19 protein-coding genes are annotated in these 18,489 nt (G+C 41.9%); 16 read left to right on the plus strand and 3 right to left on the minus strand.

Going from position 1 to position 18,489, the window contains the following annotated elements; genetic code table 11:
• Positions 1–20: 20 nt before the first annotated feature.
• Entirely contained in the window at positions 21–272 is a 252-nt protein-coding gene (locus BM378_RS05160; RefSeq protein WP_036972134.1) for a type B 50S ribosomal protein L31, read from the minus strand.
• Positions 273–530: 258 nt separating this feature from the next.
• Here BM378_RS05160 and BM378_RS05165 point away from each other — a divergent pair, with 258 nt between their 5' ends.
• Together BM378_RS05165 and dkgB are read left to right on the plus strand one after the other, a co-directional pair.
• Positions 531–755: a hypothetical protein gene (locus BM378_RS05165; RefSeq protein ID WP_206770714.1), complete on the plus strand. Its 225-nt coding sequence runs from the start codon at positions 531–533 to the stop codon at positions 753–755.
• 325 nt (positions 756–1,080) lie between these two features.
• Positions 1,081–1,896 carry a 2,5-didehydrogluconate reductase DkgB gene (dkgB, locus tag BM378_RS05170; RefSeq protein ID WP_036972132.1) on the plus strand — a complete coding sequence of 272 codons (816 nt, stop codon included), beginning with the start codon at positions 1,081–1,083 and terminating at the stop codon, positions 1,894–1,896.
• Positions 1,897–1,941: 45 nt separating this feature from the next.
• Here dkgB and BM378_RS05175 read toward each other — a convergent pair whose 3' ends face one another.
• On the minus strand, positions 1,942–5,721 hold the full coding sequence (locus tag BM378_RS05175) for a S8 family serine peptidase (protein WP_074988757.1): 3,780 nt from the start codon (positions 5,719–5,721) through the stop codon (positions 1,942–1,944).
• 244 nt (positions 5,722–5,965) lie between these two features.
• Positions 5,966–6,619, minus strand: a complete 654-nt coding sequence (locus tag BM378_RS05180) for a DUF6058 family natural product biosynthesis protein (RefSeq protein ID WP_036972129.1) — start codon at positions 6,617–6,619, stop codon at positions 5,966–5,968.
• Positions 6,620–6,778: 159 nt separating this feature from the next.
• Between BM378_RS05180 and dapA the strand changes: the two genes are divergently transcribed.
• The 14 genes from dapA to BM378_RS05250 all read left to right on the plus strand — a co-directional run bounded on the left by dapA (position 6,779) and on the right by BM378_RS05250 (position 18,489).
• Positions 6,779–7,693, plus strand: a complete 915-nt coding sequence (gene dapA, locus BM378_RS05185) for a 4-hydroxy-tetrahydrodipicolinate synthase (protein WP_074988758.1) — start codon at positions 6,779–6,781, stop codon at positions 7,691–7,693.
• A 106-nt stretch (positions 7,694–7,799) separates the two neighbouring features.
• A complete protein-coding gene (locus tag BM378_RS05190; protein ID WP_074988759.1) occupies positions 7,800–8,513 on the plus strand; it encodes a beta-ketoacyl synthase chain length factor in 714 nt (237 codons plus the stop codon).
• On the plus strand, positions 8,503–9,288 hold the full coding sequence (locus tag BM378_RS05195; protein WP_074988760.1) for a lysophospholipid acyltransferase family protein: 786 nt from the start codon (positions 8,503–8,505) through the stop codon (positions 9,286–9,288). Before BM378_RS05190 ends, BM378_RS05195 begins: the two co-directional genes overlap by 11 nt.
• On the plus strand, positions 9,285–9,542 hold the full coding sequence (locus BM378_RS05200) for a phosphopantetheine-binding protein (protein ID WP_036972123.1): 258 nt from the start codon (positions 9,285–9,287) through the stop codon (positions 9,540–9,542). Before BM378_RS05195 ends, BM378_RS05200 begins: the two co-directional genes overlap by 4 nt.
• A gap of 25 nt (positions 9,543–9,567) precedes the next feature.
• Complete coding sequence (locus tag BM378_RS05205) at positions 9,568–9,813, plus strand: acyl carrier protein (RefSeq protein WP_054554554.1); 246 nt, start codon at positions 9,568–9,570, stop codon at positions 9,811–9,813.
• A 17-nt stretch (positions 9,814–9,830) separates the two neighbouring features.
• Positions 9,831–10,397: a COG4648 family protein gene (locus tag BM378_RS05210; protein ID WP_036972119.1), complete on the plus strand. Its 567-nt coding sequence runs from the start codon at positions 9,831–9,833 to the stop codon at positions 10,395–10,397.
• Positions 10,384–11,742 (plus strand): AMP-binding protein, encoded by a 1,359-nt coding sequence (locus BM378_RS05215; RefSeq protein WP_074988761.1) that lies wholly within the window; start codon positions 10,384–10,386, stop codon positions 11,740–11,742. The genes BM378_RS05210 and BM378_RS05215 overlap by 14 nt, the downstream gene beginning before the upstream one ends.
• Positions 11,726–12,079, plus strand: coding sequence for an ApeI family dehydratase (locus BM378_RS05220; RefSeq protein ID WP_051501863.1), 354 nt, complete (start codon positions 11,726–11,728; stop codon positions 12,077–12,079). Before BM378_RS05215 ends, BM378_RS05220 begins: the two co-directional genes overlap by 17 nt.
• A 3-nt stretch (positions 12,080–12,082) precedes the next feature.
• The gene (locus tag BM378_RS05225; RefSeq protein WP_074988762.1) at positions 12,083–12,820 is read left to right on the plus strand and encodes a glycosyltransferase family 2 protein; all 738 of its coding nucleotides are present in this window, start codon (positions 12,083–12,085) and stop codon (positions 12,818–12,820) included.
• Entirely contained in the window at positions 12,820–13,788 is a 969-nt protein-coding gene (locus tag BM378_RS05230; RefSeq protein WP_065979013.1) for a lysophospholipid acyltransferase family protein, read from the plus strand. Before BM378_RS05225 ends, BM378_RS05230 begins: the two co-directional genes overlap by 1 nt.
• 1 nt (position 13,789) lies before the next feature.
• Positions 13,790–15,334, plus strand: a complete 1,545-nt coding sequence (locus BM378_RS05235; RefSeq protein WP_036972108.1) for an HAL/PAL/TAL family ammonia-lyase — start codon at positions 13,790–13,792, stop codon at positions 15,332–15,334.
• The gene (locus BM378_RS05240; protein WP_036972107.1) at positions 15,327–15,752 is read left to right on the plus strand and encodes an acyl-CoA thioesterase; all 426 of its coding nucleotides are present in this window, start codon (positions 15,327–15,329) and stop codon (positions 15,750–15,752) included. Before BM378_RS05235 ends, BM378_RS05240 begins: the two co-directional genes overlap by 8 nt.
• Positions 15,752–16,273: an outer membrane lipoprotein carrier protein LolA gene (locus tag BM378_RS05245; protein WP_074988763.1), complete on the plus strand. Its 522-nt coding sequence runs from the start codon at positions 15,752–15,754 to the stop codon at positions 16,271–16,273. The genes BM378_RS05240 and BM378_RS05245 overlap by 1 nt, the downstream gene beginning before the upstream one ends.
• On the plus strand, positions 16,270–18,489 hold the full coding sequence (locus BM378_RS05250; protein ID WP_083422874.1) for an MMPL family transporter: 2,220 nt from the start codon (positions 16,270–16,272) through the stop codon (positions 18,487–18,489). The genes BM378_RS05245 and BM378_RS05250 overlap by 4 nt, the downstream gene beginning before the upstream one ends.

Genomic DNA, 18,489 nt, shown 5'->3' on the forward strand with positions numbered 1-18,489 from the left:
TTTTGCTCCGTATTAGGCTGTTATTTGCTTGCTAGGTTTTTGAAGCGACGGTTAAATGCGGCGACACGACCATCACTTGCCACCGCTTTTTGTTTACCGGTGTAAAATGGGTGCGAGTCACTTGATACATCAATTGGTACATAAGGATATGTTTTACCTTCTAGCGCGATTGTCCGTGATGTTTTAATTGTTGAACCAATTATAAAGTAGCTGTCTGCGGCTGTATCGTGAAAAGCCACTTGTTGGTAATCCGGGTGAATGTTAGGTTTCATCTCTTTAACTTATGTTATGTGATAATGTATCAATTATAATAAAGTAAATATAGGGAATGTTCAAGATAAAAACAATTCTTATTTATGTATGCTAAATAGCATTAAAAATAAGCAGTGTGAGCAATCCTTAAGCAGTTGAATTCAAAAAACTGGCTATTGTCTTGAAGGCTGTTATAACTAGGTATACGCGCTTATACAAAGAGAAGGAGTAAGGCAGTGAACGATGAAATTCAAACTGAGCAGTTAGACCAAAATGTAATGAATACGCTTCGTGATAAGGATCATTCTACACTTGCACACCGCGTCGATACGTTATTATTTAGCCATAACGATATCATTGAACTGTTAGCGCAGTATCTTGCTTTGAGTGAACAAGAAGACGATGAACGTTTTGATACTTGGTTTGATAACTTAACGAAAGAACAGCATACGGTAGTGAAAACCTTTGAAGTGTATCGTGGTCAATATGAGCACCTAGATTAGACTTTTAATCACATTTTAATGTATGACTTAAAATATAAAATGCATTGCTAGCCCAGCTTAAAAACTGTTTGTTTTCCTCACTCTCATGGTGATAGGCATGTTTAGTAATGCTTAGTTACTACTCATTATCTCGCCCAAAAAGTTAACTAATTTTAAAACCCACCTTGAAACTTTATATTTTGGCCTCAGTGAAGTAAGTAAGCTCATCATACCAATTTGCAGTAATACTTAATCATTTTGAGCTGCTAAATCTGAGATTAGCTGCGTCAAAATAGCGCTCTTAATTAAGCAAATTGGTATAACCAATACTTCAAAAGGAGAGGTTATGTCACACCATGTTATTGAAATGCCTGATTTAGGTATCGGTACGTTTCGCCTAGAAGGAAAAACAGCTTACAATTCAGTGAAAATGGCACTCGATATCGGTTTTAGACACATCGACACGGCGCAAATTTATGGTAATGAGGAGCACGTCGGTAAAGCGATAAAAGACAGCTCTGTGCCTCGTAGTGAGATTTTTATTACAACCAAGGTTTGGAATGACAAACTTAACAGCGCTCAGTTTATTGAGAGCGTAAAGCAGAGTTTAGAAAAGCTTCAACTCGATTATGTTGATTTATTACTTATTCACTGGCCTTCTGCGTCTAACGGAGAAAAAATGAGTGAATACTTAACTGAGCTCAAAAAAGTAAAAGAGCTGGGTTTAGCAAAACACATTGGTGTTTCAAACTTCACAATTGCTAATCTAAAAGAGGCCATGCAAACCCTTGACGCGAGGGAAATATTTACTAATCAAATTGAAGTACACCCTTATCTGACGAACACTAAGTTACGCGCTTTTTGTCAGCAACAGGGTATTCATGTTACGGCTTATATGCCATTTGCCGTGGGTGAAGTGCTAAAAGACGACGTGATTGTTGATATAGCTAAAAAGCATGATGCGAGCCCTGCTCAAGTTGTCCTTGCGTGGATAAATGCACATAAGATGACGACGATTCCATCATCAACGAAGCGAGAAAATTTAGCGGACAATTTTGATGATTCCGTAAAACTTGATCACGAGGATTTGGACAGAATTGATGCGCTTGACAAACATAAGCGCCTAGCCAATCCTGATTTTGCACCTGATTGGGATTATTAAAGTAAAAAAGCCGCCTTAATGGCGGCTTTACTCTTCTAGCGTTTACTATTTCAACATGTAGGCACGCATGGTAATTTGCTCTGCTGAGCTTGAACCATAGTCTGAGATCACTGTTCGAATGTGAACAAACTCACCTGTATTCCCTGTATTTGGAATTGTGGCTGTCCATTCACCATCCACTTGTTCTACTTTCGCATCTTGCCAGTTCTCTGTTGAGAATTTTTCTGACACAGGGCAGTAGATGTAAGCAGGCACCGATTCAATGGTACATTCTTTACCGTATGCATATTGGAATTGCACATTCGCTAATGCAACGTCGCCGACGCCATCAAGTAGCCCTGTGAGCTTCACTTTTGCTTCTTCACCTACTGACATTGTGTTGTTGATGTCAACAGGTAAATCAATCATAGGTACAAGTACGGGTTGCACACCTTGTTGGTACTCGTTAGCAGTAAAGGTGTAATAACCTAGGTACAGTGAACCAAGGCTATCATTTACAGGTGAACGCTCGCCAACACCACGTGCATATGAACGCATCCCTAGAGTAATTTGATGATCGCCCGGCTCAAGTGTTAATGCCCCTTCTGTAGGAGATGCAGGCTCACCATTTAAAGTTAAGCCAAACGCTGAGCTGCCAATATAACCAAAAATACCATCGTGATTAGCTGCATCGCCAAACGAGGCAAGGTTAAAATGAAGCACGTTGGTATCACGCGTGATAATAGGCGCGCCACTGCTACCTAAAGCACCGCCACGTGGACCTTTGAACCATGAGGTCGTCTCTTGTGCACCTTCAGTCATTGCTCTTGGCCCATCAAAATAAGCCCCAGCGCTTTCAATTTTATGGTTAGGCATGACAATATTTGTCCAGCCATTTTTGGCTGTCGCGGTGTAATACTCGTCACGTACTTGTGGAAGCATGATCAATTGTGTGCTGCCCGTTGAGTAAAACTCTCCCGTACTGTTGGTCATTGCCATGACATCGGTCCATGCAGGACGCTCATCATTTTGTGAGTGATACGTCGCCGTAATCTTATGCATTTTGTGTTCGGCAATATTAATTTGACCAGACTGAATATGGCCATCAGTAATGTGGTTGATTGAATAAGCATAAGGTGAACGCTCAGCAGCAACACCTGACCAAGTAATAATATTATTACCCGCTTCAATCTCGGCCATTAGCGCTTCGCCTTCTTCAGAGCTAATACCAATAACAGGCACTTTTGGTGTGCCAGTCACGGTGCCTTTGTATCGGCCTTCACGCCCCGGACGATAAAAAATAACACCCGTAGCGCCATGCTTCATTGCATTCCCGACCATGTAATTGGTTAGGTAGTTAGGGTTTGCGACTAAAGCAATTTTGCCATCAAGATCAAATTGGCTCCAGTCGGTACTATAACCGGCATCACCAACAGGTAATACTTCTGCTGAACCTTCACCATGGAACGATAATGCAAGGCCTTGTTTGATGTAATCAAACTCGACACCATTTTGCATTTTTACAGTGGTTTCTGGTGCAACTGCACGGGTTGTAATAAATGAGCGAAAACGACTGTCATGACCTTGTGACCAAGCATACATATCATTTACATAGTCAGGCGCCATCTCGATAGCTGCTAACTTGGCTGATTTTTCATCATCAAGTGCGTATGTAAAACCGAATGAGTAACCTTGTGGATCAAGGGGTTGTTCTGCTTTAAAGGTCACTTGTTGTGCATTACGCGCATCAAAGTTAATTTCAGTCGCGCCATCTACTTTTTTGTTAAGCACTGCCATTTGTGCCGCTGACTCAACAAGTCCCGAGTTAGAGTCAGGGTTATCAAACGTCATGATATTTGCGATTAAAGTATAATAACCCGCAGGTACATTGATATCGGCTTTACCGTTATTTAATCTAACGATACTGCCCCAATCATCTTCTTCATTAATTAAATAAAGTTTTGATGGTGACGTTGCATTGTGCCCCCAGCGGTCTGTTAGGTTAACGGTTAAATTAACCTGAGGCTGGTCAATCCAGAATGATACAGGCACAGTAACTTGTTGGTCTAAATTACTGACCGTTGTACCAGTGATACGGCCTGTAATGGCACCGTAAGCACCGTTATTAAGTGCAACACTTGGGTCAATCCACATAGGTACGTGTGCTTCGCCATTCGCTGGAACAGTCACTGATTTTGCATCTAAGCCAGCAAGTGTTGCTGGAAGTTGCGTTTTACCGTCTTCGCCAAGAAGGTCTAATTTTAGTTTCAGCGTAATGTCGGTATCAGACGTGTTTGTTAAGGTTACGTGTGTATGCGTAAGCTCATCATTGATAGCGTTTTGGAAAAAGCCAAGCTCTCTATTTGCGGGTGCAACAATAGCTTGTGAAATTGCGCGGTCAACGTTCATTGCGCCGGCACCTTGCTCAAGCACGTGCGAATCACCGCTAAATACAGATGATGTAAGCACGTCTTTTAACTCTTTTGGTGTTAAGTCACCGCGCGCCTGCATAACCAGAGCTGCACCGCCAGCAACATGTGGTGCAGCCATAGAGGTACCCGAATAAACACGATAGGCTGTTTCGCCTAATCCACCTGATGCTGCAGCAACAACAGATACGCCTTGCGAAGCGATATCAGGCTTTGCTGAATGACCATCAGGTGACGGGCCGCGTGATGAAAACGACGCTGTATTGCCTTCACGGTCTATTGCACCAACAGTCAGTGCGCTTGGGGCACAACCGGGTGAACCGATCGTTTCGCGCGTAAAGCTGTTACCAGCAGAAATAACAAATAATGCTTTGTCGCTAAGTGCCTCAACCATGTCTACAAGTGGGCCACTACACGTTGTAGCTGTACCACCTAAAGACATATTAACGATGTCGGCATTTTCAGAAAGCACAGCCCACTGCATACCACTTAATATACCGTATGTTGAACCAGAACCAACATTACTAAGTACTTTGCCTATGATGAGATCCGAAGCGGGTGCAACACCAACCCATTTACCATCTGATTCATGACCATTCCCCGCAACCGTTGAAGCAGTGTGAGTTCCGTGACCATTAATATCATCAACGCCATTGCTTGAATAAGTAAAATCGCGAGATGCAATTACGCGACCCTGTAGGTCTGGGTGTTCAATGTCGTAACCCGTATCAAGCACTGCGACTTTAATGCCAGCACCATTATAATTAATAGCTGATTGACCGTAAGCGCCCGTTAATGGCACCGTTGGGGTCAGCGTATTGGCGCTGCTTACTTTGTGAGCATGGACAACGGCATCTAGCCAAATACCTTCAACATTTGCTTCAGCAATAAGAGACTGCCATGTTTTAGCTGCGTTTTCTTTTGTGATAGCAAAGGCTGCACTGTCGATTAGTTCAATTTCACCTGTTAATGACATGCCAGACAATGCTTTAGGCACGGCGCTGCCGGCTAACGTCCCGTCTCGGTATTCAACAATAACGGGTAAAGCATTAGTAGACGCATCGTCGTAACCCGATTCATACAATTTGTTGATGTTGAAAAGTTCTAAATCAATTGCCTGTGAATCAACAAATGCTTGCGCATGGGCAGGGACTACATACGTATTATTTCCCCGTTTAAAAATACTGGTGAAGGCATCAGAGCCATCAGCATTTAGCAGACGAATACCGCCTAATTGGCCATCTTTATTAACAATGGCAGACACTTTATCGCCTGTTATTAACGTAAATGTTAGGGCATCAGCGGATGTTTTATTTGTAAAAGCAGTGTTTTGTGCCGCTACTGGTTGCGCTAAGCTCAAACCGAGCATAGCCAAGTAGGTCGCTTTTAATCGACCCAGCCTTGGAAAAGGTTTCATCTATTTATCCTTTATTATGATGTGATTAGTTTGAATAGAGGAGTTATTACAAGGGTGTCAAAACTGCAAAAATGACAAAAGAAATAACTCAACTACATCAATCTAACGACTAAAAAGATGAAAACCTACAAAACAAATGTACCAAAGTGTATTAACCAAAATGTAACAATGTATACATTGTTGCAACCTTGTTCAGGTGTTCAGTTACCCTTCATTTTCAGAAGAGGAAAGGGAGTGTTTGTCTCTATTTTACCGATAAATCGTATTTAGCAACCACGCTATCAATGTAACGATAGCGAAGCGTATTTTTACCTTCGTTGCCTGTACCATGACTCAATGCGCGGTTCATTAGCTTTAATGCTTTATGAAGAGCTTGGCGTTCATCAGCAGATAAGCCCGTTTTAGTGCGTAGTTCGGTGATATCATCAATCAGTAATTTGGCGACATCAAGCTGAACAGCTTCCTCTACTAAGCCATTTTGGGTCAAGACACCATATTTACTGCACAAGAATTGTTGCCACACTTGTTGTAAATGCTCGTCAATTTCAGCGCCAAATAATTCTTCATCTATTGCAAAGCCTTGCTCAGTGAGCTTACTTAATTGTGCCGAATAATGTTGGGCAAAATAATTAAAAGCTTGGCATGATGAGTTAATATCATGTTTGATGATTAGCTGACCCCAACTTGCGGCACCGCGAGGGTAGTAGTCTTGGTATTCTTCGCATTGGTAAATGCCAGAATAAGAGCTGCACTCTAATTGGCTTTGCAAGCAATAACTCGGCTTTGGAAATAGACTACTTTGCTGCCATGCTCCCAGTGTATCTTCATCAATCGAGAGGGTTTGACACAGCTCTTCTGTGGTATAAAAGTAGGTTGCCAAGAATTTAGAAAGTTGCATTATCAGTCACTCACAATAAATACTGTTTATTTGTACAGTATTTAATTTTGTCTTAACTTTGTCCATTTCACAAGTTTTTTATTTATTACGTTACATTACTCGGAAATTGCCTGTGTTTATGATACAACTAGCGCAAATTTTCCAAACATTAAAATAGTTATGCGTAGCCTAGAAACAATTAAACAAGCAAGCTTGATCACTGCAATTAAAACGCCTTACCTAAGCAATGGTGAAATTGATCTTGCCTGCTATGATGACCTTGTTGAACAACAAATCGCAGCGGGTGTTGACGGTATTATCGTAGGTGGTACAACCGGCGAAGGCCAACTAATGAATTGGGAAGAGCACTTGATGCTTATTGCACACAGTGTCAGTAAATTCTCATCTCGTTTACTTATTGTGGGTAACACAGGTAGCAATAACACGCGCGAAGCTATCAAAGCGACAGAATATGGTTTTGCAACGGGAATGGACGCAGCATTGCAAATTAACCCGTATTATGGACGTACTTCATTGGCTGGTGTAAAAGAGCACTTTAAGCGTTTACTTGATATTGGCCCAGCATTTATTTACAACGTAGCAGGGCGCACAGGGCAAGATTTAACCCCTGATATTATTGAACCGTTAGCGCAGCACGAAAACTTTATTGGTGTTAAAGAGTGTGGTGGCAATGAGCGTATTGCACATTACGAAAAACAAGGTATTGCATGCTGGTCAGGTAATGATGATGAAAGCCATGATGCGCGTCATATTTATAACGCACACGGTGTTATTTCAGTGACATCTAACTTGATCCCAGGTTTGTTTCGTCAATTAATGGACGAAAAAAATGATGCATTAAACACCAAGCTACAGCCATTAATGAACTGGTTGTTTTGTGAGCCAAACCCAATCGCAATAAACACAGCATTAATGATGACGGGAGCCGTCAATCCGGTATTCCGCTTACCCTACGTACCGTTAGCACCTGCACAACAAGAAGTGGGTTTAGGCTATATTAATGAACTAAATGTTGCTGACATTGTGGGAGATAAAGCTCAACTTTTAGCCGAAAAGGATGTTATTTTACGCTAAAAATGAATTGGCGCTTAATTTTGGATACATTTAAGCGCCAACGTTTTACTTTTTTGTTGCTAATGGGTAAAATTAGCAATCGTTTGGCGTTATAAGAATAAAAGTTGTGAAATTTGTTGTTAATAATTTGTGTTTATGGGTTGCACCCGAGCAGCAAATAGCAGAACTAGGCCAACATACATACTGCGACCTCGACCTCAGTTGGGTTGCACCTATGCAACGGCGAAGACTCAGCCCTTTTATGAAAATGGCCTTGCATACTTTGCAACAAGCACAAGCTGAACATTCACACATTGCTATCAATTTTTCTTCTCGTCATGGTGATCTGCCAAAGACGGCCCATTTGTTACATGCGCTTGTTGAAGAAGAGCCGCTGTCACCTACAGCGTTTGGGCTCAGTGTGCATAATGCTGCGACCGGTATTTTTTCAATTATTAAAAATAACACCGCGCCTATGAATGCGATTGCCGGTGGTCAAGACAGTGTAATAAGCAATCTGATCGATGGGTACGCCCGTATTCAATCTGGTATCGAAAATTGTATTTTAGTAGCGCACACTGAAAGTGTGCTGCCTGAAGAGTATTTACCTTTTGCAGATGAGAAGCAAATCGATCACAGTGTGGCTTTTGTATTATCTCCTTACGTTGAAGGCGAATCTTATTTTGAGTTAACTAAATTATCGGGCAGCACTGATGCCGGTAATACGGACTCAGTTTTACCTTTGAGCATCCAATTAGCACAGGCTTTATCAAGCAAGGAATCCAGTGCACTACTTTCACATCAACAATCAGCTTGGATGCTTCAACATTATGGTGGCTAAACTTTTTCAGCGACTCAATCAAATTTGGCGCATTATCGCAACAGGGTTTTGTTTTGCTGTGTTTGGTGTCGGTGGTGTCGTTTTAACGTTGTTGGTGTTGCCACTTCAGCGAGTGCTTGAACCGTGTAAGCACAAGCAAAAACAAAAAGCGCGTATCACCGTACATTATAGTTTTAAATTTTTTGTTGCTCTGATGCACTACATGGGCGTTATCCATTTTTCTGTTGAAGATAAACAGCGCTTTAGTCAGTTAAAAGGCCAGCTAGTATTGGCAAATCACCCCTCTTTAATTGATGTTGTTGTGCTTATTTCGGTGATTAAACATGCCGATTGTCTGGTGAAGGCGCATTTATTTAAAAACCCATTTATGCGCGGTGTTATAAAAGGGACTGGGTACATTAGCAACGAAGATCCTCAGGAGTTATTAAATGAGTGCGAAGCATCATTGGCTGCGGGTAATAACCTGATAATATTTCCAGAAGGCACGCGAACAACGCCAGGTGATCCCCTTAAGTTTAAACGAGGAGCGGCAAACATAGCTGCGCGCTGCAAAGCACCGATTACATCTGTCATGATCAATATGAAACCAAGTACGTTAACGAAAGACACACCTTGGTATCGTGTTGCTCCTACAAAAGCTCATTTTACTATGCGCTTTGCAAAGCACGCCTTTACAGGCGATAAATTTTATAATAACGAACAACCTGCAATGCAAGCACGCCAACTAACCCGTGATTTACAGCATTACTTTTCAGAGGAACTCAGGCACCAATGACTGAACTAAAGAACCAAATAAAACAACTAATCATTAGCAGCTTAGATCTTGAAGATATTACCGTGGATGATATTGAAAATGATCAACCTCTTTTTGTTGATGGTTTAGGCTTAGACAGCATTGATGCTCTTGAACTTGGTCTTGCAATTAAGAAAGAGTTCAACGTAAAAATTGATGCCAACTCAGAACAAACAAAAGCACATTTTGCATCTGTTGATGCACTCGCTAATTTTATAAACCAACACACATCATAATACAGACTTAGAAGTAGGAAAAAGCATGAAAACCGCTGCTGATATTTACAACGTTTTACAGGGCATTTTAGTTGATGAATTTGAAATTGACGCTGATGACATCAGTTTAGATGCACACCTTTATCAAGATTTAGATCTTGATAGTATTGATGCCGTTGATTTAGTAGTGAAATTGCGTGAAATCACGGGCAAGAAAATTGAACCTGATGCGTTTAAGCAAGTGCGTACAGTTCAAGATGTTGTAAATGAAGTAGAAAAGCTCGTTTCTTAAGCTATTAAGTACAGCTTATGCTTAAAGCAATCGCCACAACATTGGTCTTAGTGTGCTTATCGTTATACCCATTTATTGTGTATTTTGGATTACAGCATGTTTCGATCAAGCAGGTAAGCTTAATTTTAATCGCATTACTTGCGATAAGGTTAATGTTGAGCCAAAAATTGACAAGCACAATGCCTTGGCTCAAACCTGCGTCATTTTTGGCAATTGTGGCGCTTGCGACTACGCCGTTTTTTAATAGCGAATTAGGCTTAAGATTATACCCTGTGATCATTAACACCGTGATGGCGATTACATTTATCTACTCATTGCGACAGGGGCCAACAGTGATTGAAAGTTTCGCCCGTTTAAAAGAGCCCGATCTAGATAGTAAGGGAGTAAGGTACACGCGCCAAGTGACTAAAATTTGGAGCGTTTTCTTTCTTTTAAACGGCACGGTTGCGCTCTACACCAGTCTATTCGCGTCATTATCAGTGTGGACACTTTACAATGGCTTGGTTGCCTATCTCTTGATAGCTATTTTGATGCTAGTGGAATGGCTAGTTAGACAAAAGGTAAAAAATAATGGTGGCGAGTAACCTACAGTTTCACCCAGATTCAGCGTTTGTTGTTGCAGAAAAACACATAACCCGTGAGCAGTTTTTTGCTGATATCAGTGCGTTTCAACATAAATTAGCGGGATTAAAGCCTACCAGCCATGTGGTGTTGTTTCACCCAGATACGTATCAATTTGCTGTGCGTCTATTTGCTCTCGCCTGCAGCGGGCACAATGTTATTTTGCCGCCAAATGGTCAGCCGGAAACGTTGCGCCTCCTGTTAGCGCAGTCGCCTATTTTTGCGGGTGATGCACGTGAATTAAACACCGGCATTGTGTTTAATAATCTTGAGTTAAGCCAACAGCATACTCACAGCCGTTTGCCACGCTTACAGTGGCCAACGAAAACCGCCGTTATTTTTTATACTTCGGGCTCTTCAGGGCAATCTAAGCCGGTAGTGAAGCCATGGTGGGTACTCAACCGTGAGTTATCGGTTCTGTCTATGGCGTTTGATTTGCCAAGCCAGTTTACATTTTTGGCGACAGTTTCTCATCAGCATATTTATGGTCTGTTATTTCGTTTACTCTGGCCACTTGTAAAAGGGCAGGTTATTGACAGTGAACAAATTCAATATCCAGAACACATAGCGCAAAAGTTGCAGCATATTCAGCATGCTGTGCTTGTATCAAGCCCCGCGCAGTTAGGCAGATTGTGCATGGATAATGTACTGATACCAGAGCGCGCAAGGTTGACATGGTTATTTTCATCGGGTGGTCCTTTAAATAACGAACAAGCCGAAATGTTGTGTGAGCAACTTGCACGACCGGTAACACAAGTGTTTGGCAGCACTGAAACGGGGGGAATTGCTTATCGGCAAGTCACTCAAGCCGCTGTTGATGTACCTTGGCAGCCTTTTAATGGTAACCATTTGTCAGTTAACCATGAAGGACGCTTAATGCTTGACTCATCTATATTAGAACATGCGAATTACCCATTAGATGACAGAGCCATTGTGCATAGTAATGGGCAATTTAAGCTCCTTGGGCGTATTGATAGAACCATTAAAATAGAAGAAAAACGCTTAAACCTTGATGAGCTAGAATGCTTTTTACTCAGTCACGAGTGGGTGAAAGAGGCTAAGCTGGTGGTTCTGCCAAGCAAACGAGTTCAAATTGGGGCTGTTGTTGTGCTCACGGATAAGGCCAGTCATGAACTTGAAGAACATGGTAAATTAGTCATAAATCGTACCCTGCAAGCGTATTTGTCAAACCGATTTGAGCGTGTTTGTTTACCTCGCAAGTGGCGCTATATCGATGCATTACCTTTTAACAGTCAAGCAAAGTTGAGTTTAAAAACACTGGAGCAGTATTTTGCCAAGCCTGAATAAAGTCACCCCACAGGTGGCGGTTTTATCGCAAACAGAGCACCGCGTTAGTCTAGCGTTAACGATTACGGCTGATTTAGATTATTTTCGAGGGCACTTCCCTGATGCTCCCATTTTAGCTGGGGTTGTGCAGTTAGATTGGGCTGTGAAATATGCGCAGCAGTACCTTGGGTTTGGTCCACAGGTGCAAGATTTAGAAGTGTTAAAGTTTCAGGTCGTCACCACGCCAAATATGACCGTAAATTTAACCCTTGAGCGCAACGCTAAAGGCAAATGTGTATTTAGTTATCAATCAGATAAAGGCCAGCATGCGTCTGGTAGAATTGTGTTTTGCGAATAAACAATGAATCAATTTTGTATTGTCATTCCTAATTATAACCACACCCATGCTATCGCAACCGTGATTTTAGAACTCAATGCATTAAAACTACCGATTATTATGGTGGATGATGGGAGTTGCGATGATGCAAAGCAAGTGTTTGCGTCTTTACAGCAACAATATGACGATTTAACGGTACTTACACACACAGAGAATCAGGGCAAAGGCGGCGCCGTACAAACTGGATTGTTATATGCGCATGAACACGGCTTTAGTCATGCAATTCAGGTGGATGCTGATGGTCAGCATTCACTAGACGATATTGCTAAACTCATTGATTTAAGTAATAACGAGCCAAACAATGTAATCAGTGGTTGTCCAATATATGACAGCTCAGTACCAAAACATCGTTACTTGAGTCGATACATCACTCACTTTTGGGTGTGGGTTGAAACATTGAGCTTTGATATTGTCGATTCAATGTGTGGTTTTAGGGTGTACCCACTCACCGCAGTAAAGCAATTAATGGCAAAGCAAGCGCTTGGCAAACGCATGGACTTTGATATTGAAATATTGGTCAGACTTTACTGGCAAGGTGTCAAGGTTACCTTCTTACCCACTCAGGTTATTTACCCCGAAAACGGCGTTTCTCACTTTCGCGCTTTACATGATAATTTGGGGATTTCATGGCTTCACACGCGTTTGTTCTTTGGCATGCTGTTACGTTCGCCCCTACTCATTTGGCGAAAGGTGGTGGGTTAATGGCTGCAAAGCACTGGTCAAAAATGCAAGAGCGCGGCAATCGACTGGGTATGCAAATATTGTTATTTAGCTACCGCATATTGGGTCGAAAAGGGCTCTGGATTATCCTTTTTCCTGTGGTGTTTTATTTATTTTTAACAGGTAAAACCGCGCGCCGCGCATCCTATGCTTTTTTAACGCAAGTACGCAAAGTTAATGGTAATGACAAAGTAGTGACGTGGCGAGACAGCTTTCGACACTTTCGTTGTTTTGCGGACAGCGCCTTTGACAAAATCGATGCGTGGCTTGCGCGTATACCCCAAAGTAACATTTCTTACACCAATGAGGCGTTGTTCATAGAGCTTGATGAACACGCGCAAGGTGCCATTTTTATTGGTTCGCACTTGGGTAATTTAGAGGTGTGCCGCGCTTTAAGTCAGCACCGCTCAAGTAAAGTGATTAATGTATTGGTATTTACGCATCATGCCGTGGAATTTAATAAACTTTTAAAAAGTATCAACCCAGATGTCGCAATTAACCTAATTCAAGTGACAGACTTAGGCCCTGATATGGCAATAATGCTTAAAGATAAAGTTGAGCAAGGCGAAATAGTTGTTATTGTGGGCGATAGAACCAGTACGACAACAGCGGGGCGTGTCATCGAGGCCGATTTTTTAGAAAAACCAGCTCCTTTTTCTCAAGGTCCATTTATTCTAGCTGCGTTATTAGATTGCCCTGTTTTTCATTTGTTTTGTTTAAAAGATAAGACGGCCGATGGCAAAGTATTTTATCGTGTTATTTTTGAAAAATACGCGGATAAACTTGTTCTACCGCGTAAAACAAGGCAACAGACATTACACAAGATTGTCAGCGATTATGCTCAAAGGCTAAGCTATTACGCTGCTGCATACCCATATCAATGGTTTAATTTTTATGACTTTTGGCAAAATGACGAGCACGTGTCTCGCGACCAAAACAAGGAGAACTAAGGTGCCAGAGCACTCTACTACAACATTTGGCAAGCAACGTTTATCTATCGAAGATATTGTTCATATTGCGTTAGAGCAAGGAGCTGTCGCGTTAACGTCGGACAATCAATTTGCCAAGAAAATCGACAGTGCTGTAGCATTTTTAGACAAGCTTTTGGAAGATGATGGCGTTATATATGGCGTAACTACGGGCTACGGCGATTCTGTGACCGTTAAAGTGCCGCTTGATTTGGTGAATGAATTACCTCTTCATCTTACTCGTTTTCATGGTTGCGGTATGGGAAGTATGTTTACCCCTGAGCAAGGACGTGCCATTTTAGCCACGCGATTAGCGTCACTTTCACAAGGGTATTCAGGTGTTAGCTGGGACATGCTTAACCTGCTAAAAGACTTTTTAAATCACAATATCGTACCGGTTATTCCACAAGAAGGCTCAGTGGGAGCAAGTGGCGATTTAACGCCATTGTCATACGTTGCTGGTGCGATGGTCGGTGAGCGCGACGTATACTATCAAGGCGAAATTAAAAACAGCTTAGAAGTGATGAAATCATTGGGTTTAACCCCATTGAAACTGCGCCCTAAAGAAGGGTTGGCAGTGATGAATGGCACTGCAGTTATGACTGCGCTGGCGTGTTTAGCCTTCGACAGAGCGGCGTATTTAGCGCAATTAACTAGCCGTATTACGGCGCTTGCCAGCCTTGCTTTGAAAGGGAATAGCCACCACTTTGATGACATACTATTTTCTGTAAAACCTCACCCCGGGCAACAGCAGGTTGCAGCGTGGATCAGAGGGGATTTAAATCATGTTGAACACCCTCGAAATGCTGATCGCTTACAAGACCGTTATTCAATTCGCTGTGCGCCTCATGTGATTGGTGTACTGCAAGATAGCCTGCCATGGTTCAGGCAAATGATTGAAAATGAACTTAATTCGGCAAATGATAATCCCATTATCGATGGTGAGGGAGAGCATGTGCTCCATGGCGGTCATTTCTACGGCGGCCATATAGCAATGGTAATGGATACAATGAAAACGGCGGTTGCTAATTTAGCTGATTTAGCCGATCGTCAAATTGCGTCGTTAGTTGATACGCGTTACAACAACGGTTTGCCATCGAACTTATCGGGCAGTAACGACGAACGTCGTTATATTAACCACGGCTTTAAAGCTGTGCAAATTGGTGCCAGTGCTTATACGGCTGAAGCATTAAAGCTGACTATGCCAGCGAGTGTGTTTTCACGTTCAACCGAGTGTCATAACCAAGATAAAGTGAGTATGGGTACGATTGCAGCGCGCGATTGTTTGCGTATTTTACAGCTTACAGAACAAGTGATTGCAAGCACGCTGTTAGCAAGTATTCAGGGTTTACGTTTGCGTATTGCACAAGGCGAGCTTGAATTTACTAGTTTAACGGCCGATGTGCAGGCCATGTATCAAGATATTAGTGAGTTTTTCCCACTGCTTGATGAAGATCGTCCTTTAGAAGCCGTATTACGTTTTACTGTTGATGCGATTCAAACCAAACGATGGAGTTTATATGCATAGTCGTGGCGCATTATTAAGCACCCATGTAGAGATTGAAATTCCTTTTCATGATTGCGATCCAATGAATGTGGTATGGCATGGTAATTACCCGCGTTACTTGGAAGTAGCGCGGTGTGAATTACTGCGTTTATTTGATTATGACTATTTGCAAATGCAGGCGTCGGGTTATGCATGGCCGATCATTGATATGCACATTAAGTATGTGGGCTCAGCATTGTTTACTCAAAAAATTAGGGTTGATGCGTATTTAAAAGAGTACGAAACTCGCTTACGTATTGATTATGTTATTAGCGATGTCGCAACGGGGAAAAAGCTCACCAAAGCAACGACGATTCAGGTGGCGGTTGATATTGAGTCTAAAGACATGCAATTTGTGTCTCCCCCCGTGTTGCATGACAAGCTGCAAAAGGTGATGTAATGCGAAATAGCCTATTAATGTTACTGTGTTTTATGATGGCTTGGCCACTTATGGCAAACCAAGTTGGTCTGAAGCAAGGCACTTTTAGCCAAGAAAAACATTTCAAAGGTTTCACTAAGCCGTTTATATCTGAAGGGTTATTCAAACTTACTGAGCAAGGACTTATTTGGCAAGTAGAGTCACCCATAAAAAGTAAACTAGTCATAAAACAAGGCCAAGTTTATACCTATAATGAGCGTGGTGAAGCGCAATTACAAAAAGGTGCCGAGCCATATGTAGCCCTTTTACAAGCGATTATAAAGCACGATAAAGCGGCGCTGGCTTTACAGTTTGATACCCGTGAACACGCTGACAATGATTGCCAATTATTACTTCCTAACGATGAAACGCTCCAGCAGATTTTTAGCCAGTTTACAGTGTGCGCTGATGAAAAAAACGTTAACAGCGTGCGTTTACAAGAGATAAATGGCAATGTTACGTTACTGCGCTTTTCATACCCACAAGATGGAAGCCCACAGTGAAAGTTTGGGGGGTAACACTGGGTTGGTTAACAGTAATGGCGAGCTTATTGGTTGCTGTTTTTGTCATAAAACAGCCCGCCTTAAATAATGATATATTGGCATTACTTCCCCAGTCAGAACCTAGACTCCAACAGCTCGAAACGCACTTTTTTGCCAGTAACAAACAGCAATTAAGCTTTTCATTTTCGGGTGAAAATAAAGAGCAAGCTTACGATGAAATGGTTGCATGGTTAGCTAAAAAAAATATCACACCGCGCTTTAGCGTCCCCAAGGTCGAACAGCTTGCCACGTTCTATAGTCAATATGCGGGCAACTTGTTGACTCCAAGCTATCAACACGCATTAACTGATGCGAGTCGTTTTCAGGACTACTATTTTAGTCAATTGAGTAAAGTGGCCGATCCTTTTGTATCGAGTACGATTAATCTGGATCCGAGTTTAAGTACCGCAGAATTTTTAACCTCGGTAATCACACAATTACAGCAATTTGAAATGTCAGATGGCCGCATTAGTATTCGCCATTTAGATAATGACTATTTGATGTTGTTTGTACACGCAGCCGATAATGCATTTTCGATAGACCAAGCAGTGGCATTAAATGATGATGTGCTCGCTCAACTTGCCCAACTACATACGAATTACCCACACACCAGTGTACATTATTCAGGTGCTTTATTTCATACCGCAGAAAATGCACAACAAGCAAAATTTGAAATGACCTTGTTCGGGACTTTGAGCTTAATCGCGCTGATTATTATGGTGGTTTGGGTTTTCAGGTCGTTTAACGCATTATGGCTTGCTTCTGTGACGGTTATCAGCGCAGCGCTTGGTGGCAGCATAGCCTTGGCTATCTTTTTTGCTGAGATTCATGTGTTAACGCTTGTTTTTGCGGTGACCTTAATTGGTATTGCAATTGATTACGCATTTCATAGCATGCTGGACTTAACAACGCATAAAAATGGCTTTAGTCGGGGCCTTAAACTTGCTCTTTTGTTGTCTTTAGTGACGACAACATTAGGCTATGCGAGTTTATTTTTCTCGCCTGTGCAGTTATTAACTCAGGTTGGGGTTTTTGTTGTAGCAGGACTGATAACCGCGTGGCTCACTACACTGCTTTTACTCCCTAGTTGGCAAGCAAGACTCACAATCAGTGTTGAGGCAGGAAAATTTGCGGAAAAATTAAGTGGCCTGCTTAAGTCTATTCATCGGCAAAAAGTCGCGATCATCTTGCTACTGCTCGTTAGCCTCAGTGTGTTTTCGCTGTTAAAACCTCCCGTATTAAATGATGATGTGAAGCTGCTCAATGCAAGTCCTCAAGTGCTTATGAACAACGAAGCCTTGCACATGTCTTTATTAGGTAAAGATAATGGGCAAATAATGATCATGTTTGCCGAAAATGCTGAGCAGCTTTTACTTAAACAAGAAGCACTAAAAGTTAAAATTAAGCAGCAAGGTGGTCAGGCATTGATGCTCAGTGACCTTGTGCCGAGTGCAGGTACGCAACAAAAAAATAACAATGAGATGCGTGTGCATCACGCATCACTCGATGTTGTCACACAATTGACAGGCAGTCCTTTAGTGTTGTCAGATTCAATCCTTACTCTGGACGCTGCACTAGACTCACCGTTAGGTCCTCTTATTGCTAATCAAGTGATTTTAAACAACGAATTTGCTGCAAGCTGGTTTATGGTTACGGGTATCGATAAAACGCAATTAGCTGAGTGGGCTCGCGTTGAAAGCGAGCTGCTAGTGTACGATAAAGTGGCCATGATAACTGCGGGGCTAGAGGATTACTCACACTCGTTATTGGTAACCATTGCAATCGCTATCACGTTTGCCATGTTATTGTTTACCTTTAAGTTTGGTTTTAAAGTCGCTTACCAGCAAGGGTTAATATTGGGGTTAACATTAGCAGCCGTTTTACTGCTTTGTAGTGCAATTCAAACACAATTATCAATATTTAACTTATTGGGATGCTTGCTTATTTTAGCGCTCGCAATCGACTATTTAGTGTTTTATCAAATCAATAAGTTAACCCCGAGCAATGTATTAGCGATTAGCTTATCTGCCGCCTCTTCTATGTGGGTATTTGGTATGCTAGCGGTATCAAAAACGCCCGCTATTTTTAGTTTTGGTTTAACCGTGTTAGTGGGGCTGATTTGCATTTATTTGTTAGCGCCGCTCTGTGTCGCATTACCTAATAATAAGGAAAAATAA

It is taken from the genome of Pseudoalteromonas lipolytica (genome assembly GCF_900116435.1).
In the GTDB taxonomy this organism is placed as follows: Bacteria; Pseudomonadota; Gammaproteobacteria; order Enterobacterales; family Alteromonadaceae; genus Pseudoalteromonas; species Pseudoalteromonas lipolytica.

Excerpts from the sequence above, each read along its gene's own strand:
- BM378_RS05215 (WP_074988761.1), top strand. The coding sequence starts at position 10,384 with ATGGTGGCGAGTAACCTACAGTTTCACCCAGATTCAGCGTTTGTTGTT.
- BM378_RS05240 (WP_036972107.1), top strand. The coding sequence starts at position 15,327 with ATGCATAGTCGTGGCGCATTATTAAGCACCCATGTAGAGATTGAAATT.
- BM378_RS05175 (WP_074988757.1), bottom strand. The coding sequence starts at position 5,721 with ATGAAACCTTTTCCAAGGCTGGGTCGATTAAAAGCGACCTACTTGGCT.
- BM378_RS05230 (WP_065979013.1), top strand. The coding sequence starts at position 12,820 with ATGGCTGCAAAGCACTGGTCAAAAATGCAAGAGCGCGGCAATCGACTG.
- BM378_RS05165 (WP_206770714.1), top strand. The coding sequence starts at position 531 with ATGAATACGCTTCGTGATAAGGATCATTCTACACTTGCACACCGCGTC.
- BM378_RS05200 (WP_036972123.1), top strand. The coding sequence starts at position 9,285 with ATGACTGAACTAAAGAACCAAATAAAACAACTAATCATTAGCAGCTTA.
- BM378_RS05160 (WP_036972134.1), bottom strand. The coding sequence starts at position 272 with ATGAAACCTAACATTCACCCGGATTACCAACAAGTGGCTTTTCACGAT.
- BM378_RS05245 (WP_074988763.1), top strand. The coding sequence starts at position 15,752 with ATGCGAAATAGCCTATTAATGTTACTGTGTTTTATGATGGCTTGGCCA.
- BM378_RS05205 (WP_054554554.1), top strand. The coding sequence starts at position 9,568 with ATGAAAACCGCTGCTGATATTTACAACGTTTTACAGGGCATTTTAGTT.
- dapA (WP_074988758.1), top strand. The coding sequence starts at position 6,779 with ATGCGTAGCCTAGAAACAATTAAACAAGCAAGCTTGATCACTGCAATT.
- BM378_RS05180 (WP_036972129.1), bottom strand. The coding sequence starts at position 6,619 with ATGCAACTTTCTAAATTCTTGGCAACCTACTTTTATACCACAGAAGAG.
- BM378_RS05210 (WP_036972119.1), top strand. The coding sequence starts at position 9,831 with ATGCTTAAAGCAATCGCCACAACATTGGTCTTAGTGTGCTTATCGTTA.
- dkgB (WP_036972132.1), top strand. The coding sequence starts at position 1,081 with ATGTCACACCATGTTATTGAAATGCCTGATTTAGGTATCGGTACGTTT.
- BM378_RS05225 (WP_074988762.1), top strand. The coding sequence starts at position 12,083 with ATGAATCAATTTTGTATTGTCATTCCTAATTATAACCACACCCATGCT.
- BM378_RS05195 (WP_074988760.1), top strand. The coding sequence starts at position 8,503 with ATGGTGGCTAAACTTTTTCAGCGACTCAATCAAATTTGGCGCATTATC.